The organism is Streptomyces sp. NPDC044033, assembly GCF_056434425.1.
In genome coordinates this window covers 134,462-148,859 of sequence record NZ_JBWKFF010000007.1, presented here as the reverse complement: position 1 = coordinate 148,859, position 14,398 = coordinate 134,462, and the positions used below count along the sequence as shown (strand labels likewise).

Sequence of the window (14,398 nt, the reverse complement as noted above, 5' to 3'; positions counted from 1 at the left end):
GAAGGTACTCCTCACGTATGACAGCTTCCGCCACCCGGAGGGCTCGGACGCGCATCGGAGCCCGTACGGAGTACGGGCACGATCCCGTTGCCGCCCGCTGAGCCGAACAGGTGAGGCGGCCGCACCGAACCGGCGGCTCCCGGGACGCGCTGCGCCCCACTCGCCCTCTGGCGTAGCGTCGGGAACTGCCCTCACCCCTCGGCCACCACCCGGCACGTACGGCCGCAAGGCACCCAGCACACCCACCAGGACCGGCGATCCACGTGAGTTCCTCCTTCTCGTCCCGCTCGTCGCACCCGCAGGTGCGACCGCCATCGGGCGCGTACCGCCTGGTGCGCGCCCGACCGGGACCCGTGGCCCCTCCTGAGCTGGACGCACGGCAGCGCGCGGTGGTTGACCACCCCGGCGGCCCGCTGCTCGTCCTCGCCGGGCCCGGCACCGGGAAGACGACCACCCTCGTCGAGGCCGTCGCCGAGCGCGTACGGCGGGGCGGCGACCCGGAGCGCATACTCGTCCTCACCTTCAGCCGGAAGGCCGCCGTCGAACTCCGCGACCGGATGGCGGCTCGGCTCGGCGGCGGCGCGACGGGACCGCAGGCCACGACCTTCCATTCGTACTGCTACGCCCTGGTCCGTGCCCACCAGGACGCCGACCTGTTCGCCGACCCGCTGCGGCTGCTCTCCGGCCCCGAACAGGACGTCGCCGTGCGGGAGCTGCTCGCCGGGCAGGTGGAACTGGAGCGCTCGGGGCGCGCGAGCGTGCGCTGGCCCGACGAGCTGCGCGCCTGCCTGACCACGCGCGGGTTCGCCGACGAGGTGCGCGCCGTCCTCGCGCGCAGCCGCGAGCTGGGGCTGGGCCCCGACGCGCTCGGCGACTTCGCGCGCCGCACGGGGCGCCCGGACTGGGGCGCGGCGGCGGCCTTCCTCGCGGAGTACCTGGACGTGCTGGACGCGCGCGGGGTGCTGGACTACGCGGAGCTCGTCCACCGGGCGGTGCTGCTGGCCGAACGGTTGGAGGCGGCCGTCGAACTGGCCGCCCGGTACGACGCGGTCTATGTCGACGAGTACCAGGACACGGACGCGGCCCAGCTGCGGCTGCTGCGCGCGCTGGCGGGCGGCGGCCGGACCCTCGTCGCCTTCGGCGACCCGGACCAGTCGATCTACGCCTTCCGCGGCGGCGACGTCAACGGCATCCTCGACTTCCCGGACGCCTTTCCGCGTACGGACGGCTCCCCGGCGCCCGTCGAGGTCCTCACCACCTCCCGCCGCTCCGGCGAGGAACTGCTGGCCGCCACCCGCCTCATCGCCCGCCGCATGCCCCTCACCCGCCTCCCGTCCGCCGCCGTACGCGCCCACCGCGACCTGTCGGCCGTCCGCCCCGGAGGCCGGGTCGACGCCCTCACCTTCCCGACCCCCGGCGCCGAACTCGACAACATCGCCGACATCCTCCGCCGGGCGCATCTGGAGGACGGAGTCCCCTGGCCCGACATGGCCGTCCTCGTGCGCGCCGGCGCCCGCTCCATACCCGGCGTGCGCCGGGCCCTCACCTCGGCGGGCGTCCCGGTCGAGGTCGACGGCGACGACATCCCCCTGCGCCACGAGCCCGCGGTCGGCCCGCTGCTCATGGCCCTGCGGGTGGCGGCGGAGTCCGCGCTGGAGGGACTGAGGGGAGGGGAGGACGACAGCGCGGACGAGCCGGGGGCCGGGGGCGGCGCGTACGAGCCGGGGGGCGTGCCTCCCGCGGATGACGGCGCGTCCTCCGGGCCTCCGGACGCTGACGCGGACTCCGCCTCCCCGGATGCCGACGACATGGACGCTGCGGTCACGGACGCCGCGGCCACGGATGCTGTGGTCACGGGCACCGCCTCCCCGAACTCCGCGTCCCCGTCCGCGGCCTCCCCGTCCGCGGCCTCCCCGTCCGCGGCCTCCCCGGACGTCGAGACAGCGCTCACCCTCCTCGGCTCGCCCCTCGGCGGCATGGACGCCGCCGATCTGCGGCGGCTGGGGCGTGCGCTGCGCGAGGAGGAGCGGGCGGTGGGGAAGGGCGTACCGCGGCCGTCGGACGTACTGATAGCCGAGGCGCTCGGGGAACCGGAGCGCCTTGTGGCGCACGACCCGGCGTACGCGCGGGGCGCGCGGGTACTCGGCGAGCTGCTGCGCAAGACCCGCGAGCTGCTCGCCGGCGGCGGCACCGCGGAACAGGCGCTCTGGGAGCTGTGGTCCGGCACGTCCTGGCCGGACCGCCTGGAGCGTACGGCCCGCAGAGGCGGCCCCGGCGGGCGCAACGCCGACCGCGACCTGGACGCGGTGTGCGCGCTCTTCGAGACCGCCTCCCGCGCCGAGGAGCGCACCGGCGGCCGGGGCGCGCTCAACTTCCTCGACGAGCTGGACGCGCAGGACATCGCCGCGGACACCCTCTCCGGCCGGTCCGTGCGGCCGGAGGCCGTGCGGCTGATGACCGCGCACCGCTCCAAGGGCCTGCAATGGCGGCTGGTGGTCGTCGCGGGCGTACAGGAGGGGCTCTGGCCCGACCCGCGGCGGCGCGGCTCCCTGCTGGAGGCCGACCGGATCGGCCGCGACGGGCTCGCCGAACCCCTGCCGCCGGGCGCGCTCCTCGCCGAGGAACGGCGGCTCTTCTACGTCGCCGCGACCCGCGCGCGCGAGCGCCTCGTCGTCACCGCCGTCAAGGCCGCGGCGGACGACGGCGACCAGCCCTCCCGCTTCCTCGGCGAGCTCGGCACCGAGCCCGTCGACGTCACGCAGCGCCCGCGCCGCCCCCTCGCCGTCGCCGCGCTCGTGGCCGAACTGCGGGCCACCACCGTCGACCCCGGAGCCTCGGACGGGCTGCGGGCCGCCGCCGCCCAGCGGCTCGCCCGGCTCGCGGCGCTGCACGACGAGGAGGGCCAGCCGCTCGTACCGTCGGCCCACCCGTACCGCTGGTGGGGCCTGAACGAACCGACGCACAGCGCGGTGCCGCTGCGCGACCGCGACCGCCCCGTCGCGCTCTCCGGGTCGGCCCTGGACCAGCTCGCCAACACCTGTTCCCTCCAGTGGTTCCTCGGCCGCGAGGTGAAGGCCGACGCACCGGCCACCGCCGCCCAGGGGTTCGGCAACGTCGTGCACGTACTGGCCGACGAGGTGGCCTCCGGGCGCACGCCCGCCGATCTCGCGGTCCTCATGGAGCGCCTCGACTCCGTCTGGGACGCGCTCGCCTTCGAGGCCCCCTGGAAATCGCGGCAGGAGAAGGAGAACGCGCGCGCCGCCCTCGACCGCTTCCTCCGCTGGCACGTCATGGAGCGCGGCGGCCGCTCGACCGTCGCCACGGAGCACGATTTCGACGTCACCCTCAAAACCGACGTCTATATGGTGCGCATCCGCGGCTCCATGGACCGGGTGGAGACGGACGCCCAGGGGCGCGCCTACGTGGTCGACTTCAAGACCGGCAAGTCCACCGTGACCGCGCACGATGTCGCCCGCCATCCGCAGCTTGCCGCCTATCAGCTGGCGGTGCGCGAAGGCGCGGTCGACGAGCTGTTCGGCGGCCGGCGTCCCGAGGACGGCGGCGCGGAACTGGTGCAGCTGCGTCAGGGAGCGGCGAAGAAGGACGGCGGGGACGGCCTGCCCAAGGTGCAGGCCCAGGAGCCCCCCGAAGGGGAGTGGGTGAGCGACCTGCTCGCCACCGCCGCGGGCCGCGTACTCGACGAACGCTTCGCCCCCCACCCGGGACAGCACTGCGCCCACTGCTCCTTCCGCAGCTCCTGCACCGCCCGCCCGGAGGGGCAGCACATCGTCGAGTGACGCGTCACACCGCGGGGCGGCGGCTCCCCTGCGGGGCGAGGGCGTCGCCCCGAGGCGCGGGGGTCGCCGGGGGCCCGCTGACAGCGGACGGTCGCCGGTTGTCAGTGGGCGCCGTTAGCCTCACTGGAGTGGCAGCACGCATCACCGATCCCGAGCAGCTCAAGGAGCTCCTCGGCATCCCGTTCACCCCGGAGCAGACGGCCTGCATCACCGCGCCGCCCGCCCCGCAGGTCATCGTGGCCGGAGCCGGGTCCGGCAAGACCACGGTGATGGCCGCGCGCGTCGTCTGGCTGGTCGGCACCGGCCAGGTCGCCCCCGAGCAGGTGCTGGGCCTCACCTTCACCAACAAGGCGGCCGGCGAGCTGTCCGAGCGGGTCCGCAAGGCCCTCGTCGAAGCCGGGGTCACGGACCCGGAACCCGTCGATCCCGACGAGGCGCCCGGCGAGCCGCAGATCTCCACGTACCACGCGTTCGCCGGCCGGCTCCTCAAGGAACACGGCCTGCGCATCGGGTTGGAACCCACCTCCCGGCTGCTCGCCGACGCCACCCGCTTCCAGCTCGCCGCCCGCGTCCTGCGCACCTCGCCCGGCCCCTATCCGGCGCTCACCCGCTCCTTCAGCGACCTCGTCGCCGACCTCCTCGCCCTCGACGGTGAACTCTCCGAGCACCTGGTGGCCCCCGAGCGGCTGCGCGCGCACGACACCGAGCTGCTGCGCACCCTGGAAGGCGCCAAGCTCAGCAACCCCGACCTGCGCAAGGCGCCCGAGGCCGCCCGCGCCCGCCTCGAACTCCTCGACCTGATCGGCGGGTACCGCAAGGAGAAGCGCGACCGCGACCTCGTCGACTTCGGCGACCAGATCGCCCTGTCCGCGCGGCTGGCCCAGGACCGGCCGGAGGTCGGCCGCATCCTCCGCGAGGAGTTCGCGGTCGTCCTCCTCGACGAGTACCAGGACACCTCCGTGGCCCAGCGGCTGCTGCTCTCCGGCCTGTTCGGCGGCGGCACCGGCCACGCGGTCACCGCCGTCGGCGACCCCTGCCAGGCCATCTACGGGTGGCGCGGCGCCTCCGTGGCCAACCTCGACGACTTCCCGGCCCACTTCCCGCACGAGGACGGCAGCCCCGCGCGGCGCTTCGCGCTCAGTGAGAACCGCCGTAGCGGCGGCCGCCTCCTCGACCTCGCCAACCGCCTCGCCGCCCCGCTGCGCGTCCGCCACGCGGGCGTGGAGGCGCTGCGCCCCGCCCCCGGCGCCGAGCGCGACGGCCTCGTACGGTGCGCGCTGCTGCCCACCCACGCCGAGGAGCTGGCCTGGCTCGCCGACTCCCTCGCCCATCTGGTGCGCACCGGCACCCGCCCGGGCGGCATCGCTGTGCTCTGCCGCACGGCCGGGGACTTCGCGCGGATCCAGGGCGAGCTGGTCGAGCGGGACATCCCGGTCGAGGTCGTCGGCCTCTCCGGGCTGCTGCACCTGCCGGAGATCGCCGACCTCGTCGCCGTCTGCGAGGTCCTCCAGGACCCGACGGCCAACGCCGCGCTCGTCCGGCTGCTGACCGGCCCGCGCTGGCGCATCGGCCCCCGCGACCTGGCGCTGCTGGGCCGCCGCGCCCGTACGCTCGTGCCCTACGGCGCCGGGGAGAGCGACCCGGACCGCCGGCTGGCCGAGGCGGTCGAAGGCGTCGACCCGGCCGAGACGGTCTCCTTGGCCGACGCCCTCGACACCTTCCTGGCGGCCGACGCGTCCGGCCCGGCCGACGGGCTGCCGTTCTCCGCCGAGGCCCGGGTGCGCTTCGCCCGGCTCGCCGCCGAACTGCGCGACCTGCGCCGCTCGCTGGCCGACCCGCTCATGGACGTCCTGCACCGGGTGCTGGCCACCACCGGCCTGGAGGTCGAGCTCTCCGCCTCCCCGCACGCGCTGGCCGCCCGCCGCCGCGAGACCCTGTCGAGCTTCCTCGACATAGCGGCGGGCTTCGCCTCCTTGGGCGGCGAGACCACGCTGCTGGCCTTCCTGGGCTTCCTGCGCACCGCCGCGCAGTACGAGAAGGGCCTCGACAGCTCCCTCCCCGGAGGGGAGGACACCGTCAAAGTGCTCACCGCCCACAAGTCCAAAGGACTTGAGTGGGACGTCGTCGCCGTGCCCGGGCTGGTCGGCAAGCAGTTCCCCAGCGAACAGTCCCGTGAGTCCTGGACGGCCCAGGCCAAGGTGCTGCCGCACGCGCTGCGCGGCGACGCCGGCACGCTGCCGGACATCGGGGCGTGGGACGCCAAGGGGATGGCCGCCTTCAAGACGGCCATGAAGGCCCACCAGGAGACCGAGGAACTCCGCCTCGGCTACGTCACCTTCACCCGCCCCCGCTCCCTGCTGCTCGGCTCCGGCCACTGGTGGGGCCCCTCGCAGAAGAAGCCGCGGGGCCCCTCCGCCTTCCTGGAGGCCCTGCGCGAGCACTGCGAGGCGGGCCACGGCGAGATCGAGGCGTGGGCCGACGCCCCGGAGGACGGCGCGGAGAACCCCGTACTCGCGGCGTCCGAGGCGGACCGCGCGTGGCCGCTGCCCCTGGACCCGACGGCCCTCGCCCGCCGCCGCGCCGCGGCCGACGCCGTAATGGCCCACCTGGACCGCATGGCGGGGCCCCCCGGCGGCCGGACCGCGCGGGTCGCATCTGAGCGCGGGGACGGCCCGTATCCGCACACGGCGTATGCGCATGCCGAGGGGGAGCCCGCCGCCCCGCCGTTCTCCGACGCAGAGCCGTTCCCCGGCGACGAGCCGCTGTACGAGCCGTTCCCTGACGATGAGCCGTTCCCCGACGACGCGCCGCTGTACGAGCCGCCGCCGGACGATGACCCGCGCGGCCAGCCGGAGCCGTACGGCCAGCCGGAGCCGTACGGTGAGCCGGACCCGCACGACGGCCCACCGGACGAGGAGCCGTACGCTCCGCGGCCCGCCGACGAGGGCACCGGCCTCTGGGACGGCCGGCCGACGGCCGAGCGGCCCGGCGGGCATCCGCCCGAGGCGCTGGAGGCGGGGCCCTCCGCGGCGCCCTCCCTGCCGGGGCCGCGCCGCGACCCGGAAACCGGTACGGGCACCGCGCGTACCCGCCCCATGGAGAGCGCCGGAGCGGGGCACGGACACCGCGCCGACCCCGCCACCATGCCCGTCGGACCGGTCCACTCCGCGACCGGCCGGGACGCGGCGCCCGCGCGCGAGCACCCCGCCCCGGCAGGCGAGGCGGCCGGGGGAGCGGGCGCCCGGCCCGCACCCCCGCCGGCCCCTGAGACCGCCCTGCCGCCCGAGGAACAGCGCCTCGCGGACTCCTGGGACCGGGACCTCGACGCACTCGCCGGGGAGCTGCGGCGCACGCGCGCGGCCGTGCGGGACGTCCCCCTGCCGTCCGCGCTGAGCGCCTCGCAGCTGCTGCGGCTCGCCGCCGACCCCGAGGGCTTCGCGCGGGAGCTGGCCCGCCCCATGCCGCGCCCGCCGCAGCCGGCGGCCCGGCGCGGTACGCGGTTCCACGCCTGGGTGGAGTCGCGGTTCGAGGCGCTGCCGCTCCCGCTGCTGGGCCCCGACGAACTGCCCGGCGGCGCGGACGACGAACCCGAGATCGCCGACGAACGCGACCTGGCCGCCCTCAAGGAAGCCTTCGAGCGCACCCCGTACGCGCGCCTCACCCCTTGCCAGGTCGAGGTGCCGGTCCAGCTGACCCTCGCGGGCCGGGTGATCCGCGGCCGGATCGACGCCGTGTACCGGGAGAGCGGCCATGGGGGCGACACCTATGAGATCGTCGACTGGAAGACCGGCCACGGCCGCGACGCCGACCCCCTCCAGCTCGCGATCTACCGCCTCGCCTGGGCCGAGCGGCACGGGCTGCCGCTGTCGTCCGTCTCGGCGGCCTTCCTGTACGTACGCAGCGGCGAAGTGGTCCGGCCCACCGGGCTGCCCGACCGCCCGGCCCTGGAAAGGCTCCTGCTCGGCCCGCCCGGGAGCGAGGAAACCCGGTAATGGTCACGCACCGCAGGCGGATAGGGTCGATGTCATGAGCAACACCCCGGACAGTGCCGTCCGCATGTACCTCGACGGCCACCGCACCGCCTTCCTCGACGATCTCACCGAGTGGCTGCGCATCCCCTCCGTCTCGGCCGACCCCGGCCACGCCGGGGACGTGCGCCGCAGCGCCGAATGGCTGGCCGCGAAGCTGACCGCGACGGGCTTCACGACCACCGAGGTCTGGGAGACGGCCGGGGCGCCCGCGGTCTTCGCCGAGTGGCCCTCCGGCGACCCGGCGGCCCCCACGGTCCTCGTCTACGGACACCACGACGTGCAGCCCGCCGCCCGCGAGGACGGCTGGCACACCGACCCCTTCGAACCCGTCGTCAAGGACGGCCGGCTGTACGCGCGCGGCGCCGCCGACGACAAGGGGCAAGTGTTCTTCCACACCCTGGGCGTACGGGCCCACCTGGCGGCCACCGGCCGCACCACGCCCGCCGTCAACCTCAAGCTGCTCATCGAGGGCGAGGAGGAGTCCGGCTCCCCGCACTTCCCCGGCCTGATCCGCGACCGCGCCGACCGCCTCGCCTGCGACACCGTGATCGTCTCCGACACCGGCATGTGGTCGAAGGACACCCCGACGGTCTGCACCGGCATGCGCGGCCTCACCGACTGCCAGGTCGACCTCTACGGACCGGACCAGGACATCCACTCCGGCTCCTTCGGCGGCGCGGTGCCCAACCCCGCCACCGAGGCCGCCCGACTGGCCGCCGCGCTCCACGACGACGAGCGCAAGGTCACCGTGCCCGGCTTCTACGACGGTGTCGTGGAGCTGACCGACCGGGAGCGCGAACTCTTCGCCGAGCTGCCCTTCGACGAGCCGCAGTGGCTGCGCACCGCGCACTCCCACGCCACCGTCGGCGAGGCCGGGCACACCACCCTGGAGCGGATCTGGGCACGGCCCACCGCCGAGGTCAACGGCATCAGCGGCGGCTACCAGGGGCCCGGCGGCAAGACCATCGTGCCGGCCGGCGCCCAGCTGAAGCTGTCGTTCCGGCTGGTCGCGGGCCAGGACGACGAGAAGATCCAGCAGAGCGTGCGCGAGTGGATCGCCGCGCGCCTGCCGGCCGGCATCCGCCACGAGATCACCTTCTGGGGCGCGACCCGGCCCTGTCTGACACCGCTCGACCACCCCGCGCTCCAGTCCGTCGTACGGGCCATGGGGCGGGCCTTCGGGCAGCAGATCCTTTTCACCCGCGAGGGCGGCTCGGGCCCGGCCGCCGACCTCCAGGACGTACTCGGCGTCCCGGTGCTCTTCCTCGGCATCTCCGTGCCTTCGGACGGCTGGCACGCGCCGAACGAGAAGGTCGAACTGGACCTCCTCATGAAGGGCGTCGAGACGACCGCGTACCTCTGGGGCGACCTCGCCGAGCACTGGCCCACCGCATAGCTGACGCGCAAGCACGCGCTTCAGTGCACGCCCAGTCGTAAACCACCCGTTCGCAGGGGAAGTTGGAAGCAGCCGTGACCACCACCGATCGCACCGCCAGCCGGCCCATCACGCTCAGCGTCGCGAGCGGTATCGACCGTGCCGCGCACCACCGGCTCGACGAGGCATGGCTGGCCGCGGCCTGGAGCCACCCCACCACGCGGGTCTTCGTGGTCTCCGGCGGCCAGGTTCTGGTCGACGACACCCCCGACGGCCGCACCGAACTCGTCATGACCCCGGCCTTCGAGGCCCCCGTCACCGAGACGCACCGCTACTTCCTCGGCGAGGACGAGGACGGCGTGCGCTACTTCGCGCTCCAGAAGGACGCGCTGCCCGGCCGGATGGACCAGTCCGCGCGCCCGGCGGGCCTGCGCGAGGCGGGGCTGCTGCTGTCGCCGCGCGACGCGGGGCTCCTGGTGCACGCGGTAGCGCTGGAGAACTGGCAGCGGCTGCACCGCTTCTGCTCGCGCTGCGGCGAGCGCACCGTCGTGGCGGCCGCCGGGCACATCCGCCGCTGCCAGGCGTGCGGTGCCGAGCACTACCCGCGCACCGACCCCGCCGTGATCATGCTGGTGACGGACGAGAAGGACCGGGCGCTGCTCGGCCGCCAGATGCACTGGCCGGAGGGCCGTTTCTCGACGCTCGCCGGGTTCGTCGAACCGGGGGAGTCGATCGAGCAGGCTGTGCGGCGCGAGGTCGCCGAGGAGGCGGGCGTGGTGGTGGGTGACGTCCAGTACGTCGCCAGCCAGCCCTGGCCCTTCCCGTCCAGCCTGATGCTCGGCTTCATGGCGCAGGCCACGTCCTCGGACATCCAGGTGGACGGCGAGGAGATCCACGAGGCCCGCTGGTTCTCGCGGGACGACCTGCGGGCCGCGTTCGAGTCCGGGGAGGTCCTGCCGCCCACGGGCATCTCGATCGCGGCCCGGCTCATCGAGCTCTGGTACGGCAAGCCGCTGCCGCAGTTCTGACCCGATGCACGCCCATACCGACGCGAAGTGCCCGAATTCGATCGGATCCGGGCACTTCGCGTCGGGTGCTCAGGCGGCGAGGGCCTGCTTGACCTGGGCCAGGCTGGGGTTGGACATGACCGACTCGGTGCCGGAGGGGGCCACCACCAGCAGCGTCGGCACGGTCTGGTTGCCGCCGTTCGCCTTCTCCACGAAGGCCGCGGAGTCGGCGTCGTGCTCGATGTTGACCTCGGTGTACGCGATTCCCTCGCGGTCCATCTGCCCCTTCAGCCGGCGGCAGTAGCCGCACCAGGTGGTGCTGTACATCGTCACAGTGCCCGACATCGGTCCTCGCGCTCCTTCGTGCTGGCGTGATTGCGGTGATAGAACGCGCGGCCGGCACCGCCCATTCCCGGCACCGGCCAGGCCGGGTACCGGCCGTTCCCGGCCCGGTCCGGCATTAGTACGACTGGAGCCGGGTGCCTGTGGACAACCGTCACGGTCGTCCCAGCGGACCTGACAGCATGGCGGGGTGACAGCAGCAACGCGTTCCACCCTCTTCCCTCAGGTCCCCGACTCCGCCGACGCGGTGCTCGACGGGCTCGACCCCGAGCAGCGCGAGGTGGCCACGGCCCTGCGCGGCCCGGTGTGCGTGCTGGCCGGGGCCGGCACGGGCAAGACGCGCGCGATCACCCACCGCATCGCGTACGGCGTCCGGTCCGGGATACTCCAGCCCGCGAACGTACTCGCCGTCACCTTCACCAACCGCGCCGCCGGCGAGATGCGCGGGCGGCTGCGCCAGCTCGGCGCGGGCGGCGTCCAGGCCCGTACGTTCCACTCGGCCGCCCTGCGCCAGCTCCAGTACTTCTGGCCCAAGGCCGTGGGCGGCGACGTGCCGCGGCTGATCGAGCGGAAGGCCCAGCTGGTCGCGGAGGCCGCCGCGCGCTGCCGCGTCCGCCTCGACCGCAATGAACTGCGCGATGTCACGGGCGAGATCGAGTGGTCCAAGGTCACCCAGACCGTGCCCGAGGACTATCCGGCCGCCGCCGCCAAGGCCGGGCGCGAGGCCCCCCGCGACCCGGCCGAGATCAGCCGGATCTACGCCACGTACGAGCAGCTCAAGCGCGACCGCGGCGTGATCGACTTCGAGGATGTGCTGCTGCTCACCGTCGGTGTCATCCAGGACCGGCGGGACATCGCGGAGACCGTGCGCGGCCAGTACCAGCACTTCGTGGTCGACGAGTACCAGGACGTCAGCCCCCTCCAGCAGCGCCTCCTCGACCTGTGGGTCGGCGACCGGAACAGCCTGTGCGTCGTCGGCGACGCCAGCCAGACCATCTACTCCTTCACCGGCGCCACCCCCGACCACCTGCTGAACTTCCGCAACCGGCACCCGGACGCGACGGTGGTGAAGCTCATCCGGGACTACCGCTCCACCCCCCAGGTCGTGAACCTCGCCAACGGCGTCCTCGCCCACGCCCGCGGCCGGGCCTCCGAACACCGCCTCGAACTGATCTCACAGCGCGAGGCCGGCCCCGAGCCCGCCTACACGGAGTACGCGGACGAGCCCGGCGAGGCCGAGGGCACCGCCCGCCGCGTCCGCGACCTCATCGCCGCGGGCGTGCCCGCGAGCGAGATCGCGATCCTCCTCCGCGCCAACTCCCAGTCGGGGGTCTACGAGGGAGCCCTCGCCGACGCCGGGGTGCCCTATCAGCTGCGCGGGGCGGAGCGGTTCTTCGAGCGGACGGAGGTGCGCGAGGCGGGGGCGGCGCTGCGCGGCGCGGCCCGCTTCGGGGGCAACGACGCGCTGCTCGACGACATCGTGGACCTGCCCTCCCAGGTGCGGGCGGTCCTCAGCACCAAGGGCTGGACGCCTGAGCCGCCCGCGGGGTCGGGTTCGGTCCGCGACCGCTGGGAGTCCCTCGCGGCCCTTGTGCGGCTCGCTGAGGACTTCGCGCGGGCCAAGGCGGACGCGACCCTCTCCGACCTCGTCGCCGAGCTCGACGAGCGCGCGAGTGCCCAGCACGCGCCGACCGTCGACGGTGTGACGATCGCCTCACTGCACGCGGCGAAGGGCCTGGAGTGGGACGCCGTGTTCCTGGTCGGCCTCACCGAGGGCATGATGCCGATCTCCTATGCCAAGACCGACGAGCAGGTCGAGGAGGAGCGGCGGCTCCTCTACGTGGGCATCACCCGGGCCCGGTTCCACCTCAGCCTGTCCTGGGCCCTCTCCCGCACGCCGGGCGGCCGCGCCACGCGCCGCGCCAGCCGCTTCCTGAACGGCCTGCGGCCCGGCTCGGCGGCCCGGCGGCCGGAGGCCGCGAGCGCGGGCGGCGTACGGGGGACGGAGCGCGCTGGCACGCCCGTCCGCAAGCGGCGGGTGCCCGCCCGGTGCCGGGTCTGCGGCCGGACGCTGACGGACGCGGGGGAGATGAAGCTCATGCGCTGCGAGGACTGCCCGTCCGAGCTGGACGAGGCGCTGTACGCGCGGCTGCACGACTGGCGCGCCGAGCGGGCCGAGGAGCTCGGGCAGCCCGCGTACTGCATCTTCACGGACAAGACGCTGCTGGCCATCGCCGAGGCGGTACCGGGGACCGAGGGGCAGCTCTCGGGCATCTCCGGGGTGGGCGTGCGCAAGCTCGGCCGGTTCGGTGCGGACGTCCTGGCGCTGTGCGCGGGCGAGGACCTGGCGGATGAGGCGGGTGCCGCGGTGGCCGCGGGTTCCGGGGATGCGGCGGACGGCTCGGAAAGATCTTCCGAAGACTCTTCGAAAAAATAGTTTGCGCGCGCGGACGGCATACCCATAGCCTTCCGAGCACGAGGTCAACGGCTCTTCCTGGATCCGATGATTTCGTGCTGTACTTAACAACCGCGGACCGGTTCACCCGGTTCCATGAGACGCCGAGAGGAGGCGAAGACCAAATGACCAACTTCACGATGATCACCAAACTGACCGATCACCCGGTCGTCGCCTTCTGCCCGCGCAGCTCTTCCCTGGTTTCGCTTCCCGCCACCGGTCTGTCCGGCGTCGTGGAGTCGCGCTTCACCGAGCGGCCGATTCAGGCACAAGCAGTAGTGGCAGCGGCAGCGCAGGCAGGTGCCTTCGCCTCCGCCGAGTCGCTCAATGGCGCCGGTTACGTGAACAACCTGAAGACGCAGGACCAGCACCACACGATGTGGGCCTTCCGTGGCCTCGAACCCTGGAGAGATCCAGCCTGATCGGCGAGATCAGGTCGGCACCTTCCAGGGCCGCGGAACCCACACCGGGTTTCGCGGCCTTTTTGTTTTGCCATACGCCCGGCCACAAGCCGGACCGACAGACGAGGAACACAAGACCGTGCAACTCAAGGCACACACCCCGTCAGTAGCAACCGACCTGATCCCCCCGCCCGGTCTTACGGAGGACTCCTTGACCCCGCCCGCCCCGTTCACCGCCCTCACCGACCTCGACGACGCGATCGAGAACCTCGGCGTACCCGTCCCCTGCCGCTCCTACGACCCGGAGGTCTTCTTCGCCGAGACCCCGGCCGACGTGGAGTACGCCAAGTCCCTCTGCCAGACCTGCCCGCTCCGCGAGGCGTGCCTGGCCGGTGCCAAGGACCGCCGCGAGCCGTGGGGTGTCTGGGGCGGCGAGCTCTTCGTCCAGGGCGTGGTGGTGGCCCGCAAGCGTCCGCGCGGTCGTCCGCGCAAGAACCCGGTCACAGCATGAACACTCCCGGAACCATCGATCGCCCGGCGACGCACGACCCGAAGAAGCAGGACCAGATCATGACCCCACCCATCTCCGAGACCCCCGCCCGTGACACCTCCGGTGCGACGGAGTCGAGCCAGAACAGGACCCTCGAAATGCAACTCATCCCAGAAGCCCTGGCCCGCGCGCATATGAACGATCGGCTGCGTGAAGCCGACACGGAGCGCAAGGCCCTTCGGCTGGTATCCGCCCGCCGGATGCAGCGTCGAGCGGAGCGCGCCTCGCTCCGCGCCCGTCGCGCCCTGGCCATGGCCGTCATGAGCTGACGCCTGAACGGCCGAACGCCCCGACGCTCACGGCCCGAAGCGGCAGACCGCTCGGTGCCCCGTTGGAAGGGGGGGGGGGGGGGGGGGGGGGTGGGGGGGGGGGAGGGGGGGGGAAAAGGGGAGGGAGAGGAAACAGGAGAGCGGATCGCTGTACCCGCCATCATTACGACA

At 73.9% G+C, this 14,398-nt stretch carries 9 protein-coding genes; 8 read left to right on the top strand and 1 reads right to left on the bottom strand.

The window, feature by feature from the left end; genetic code table 11:
- The first annotated feature begins 263 nt into the window (after nucleotides 1–263).
- From AC07AB_RS15185 to nudC, 4 genes are all read left to right on the top strand, one after another.
- A complete protein-coding gene (locus tag AC07AB_RS15185; protein ID WP_478565819.1) occupies nucleotides 264–3,797 on the top strand; it encodes an ATP-dependent helicase in 3,534 nt (1,177 codons plus the stop codon).
- A 128-nt stretch (nucleotides 3,798–3,925) separates the two neighbouring features.
- Nucleotides 3,926–7,789: a UvrD-helicase domain-containing protein gene (locus tag AC07AB_RS15180; protein WP_478565816.1), complete on the top strand. Its 3,864-nt coding sequence runs from the start codon at nucleotides 3,926–3,928 to the stop codon at nucleotides 7,787–7,789.
- Between the two features lie 34 nt (nucleotides 7,790–7,823).
- The gene (locus AC07AB_RS15175; RefSeq protein ID WP_478565813.1) at nucleotides 7,824–9,224 is read left to right on the top strand and encodes a dipeptidase; all 1,401 of its coding nucleotides are present in this window, start codon (nucleotides 7,824–7,826) and stop codon (nucleotides 9,222–9,224) included.
- 74 nt (nucleotides 9,225–9,298) lie between these two features.
- Complete coding sequence (gene nudC, locus AC07AB_RS15170) at nucleotides 9,299–10,231, top strand: NAD(+) diphosphatase (RefSeq protein ID WP_478565810.1); 933 nt, start codon at nucleotides 9,299–9,301, stop codon at nucleotides 10,229–10,231.
- Nucleotides 10,232–10,300: 69 nt separating this feature from the next.
- On the opposite strand, the gene AC07AB_RS15165 is transcribed toward nudC, so the two are convergent.
- A complete protein-coding gene (locus tag AC07AB_RS15165) occupies nucleotides 10,301–10,555 on the bottom strand; it encodes a glutaredoxin domain-containing protein (protein WP_478565807.1) in 255 nt (84 codons plus the stop codon).
- Between the two features lie 187 nt (nucleotides 10,556–10,742).
- On the opposite strand from AC07AB_RS15165, the gene AC07AB_RS15160 reads away from it, so the two are divergent.
- The 4 genes from AC07AB_RS15160 (at nucleotide 10,743) to AC07AB_RS15145 (ending at nucleotide 14,227) form a co-directional block, all read left to right on the top strand.
- Entirely contained in the window at nucleotides 10,743–12,989 is a 2,247-nt protein-coding gene (locus AC07AB_RS15160) for an ATP-dependent DNA helicase UvrD2 (RefSeq protein WP_478565804.1), read from the top strand.
- A gap of 143 nt (nucleotides 12,990–13,132) precedes the next feature.
- Complete coding sequence (locus tag AC07AB_RS15155; protein ID WP_478565800.1) at nucleotides 13,133–13,429, top strand: hypothetical protein; 297 nt, start codon at nucleotides 13,133–13,135, stop codon at nucleotides 13,427–13,429.
- A gap of 118 nt (nucleotides 13,430–13,547) precedes the next feature.
- Complete coding sequence (locus AC07AB_RS15150) at nucleotides 13,548–13,919, top strand: WhiB family transcriptional regulator (RefSeq protein ID WP_478565797.1); 372 nt, start codon at nucleotides 13,548–13,550, stop codon at nucleotides 13,917–13,919.
- Nucleotides 13,916–14,227 carry a hypothetical protein gene (locus AC07AB_RS15145; protein WP_478565794.1) on the top strand — a complete coding sequence of 104 codons (312 nt, stop codon included), beginning with the start codon at nucleotides 13,916–13,918 and terminating at the stop codon, nucleotides 14,225–14,227. The genes AC07AB_RS15150 and AC07AB_RS15145 overlap by 4 nt, the downstream gene beginning before the upstream one ends.
- The last annotated feature ends 171 nt before the right edge of the window (nucleotides 14,228–14,398 follow it).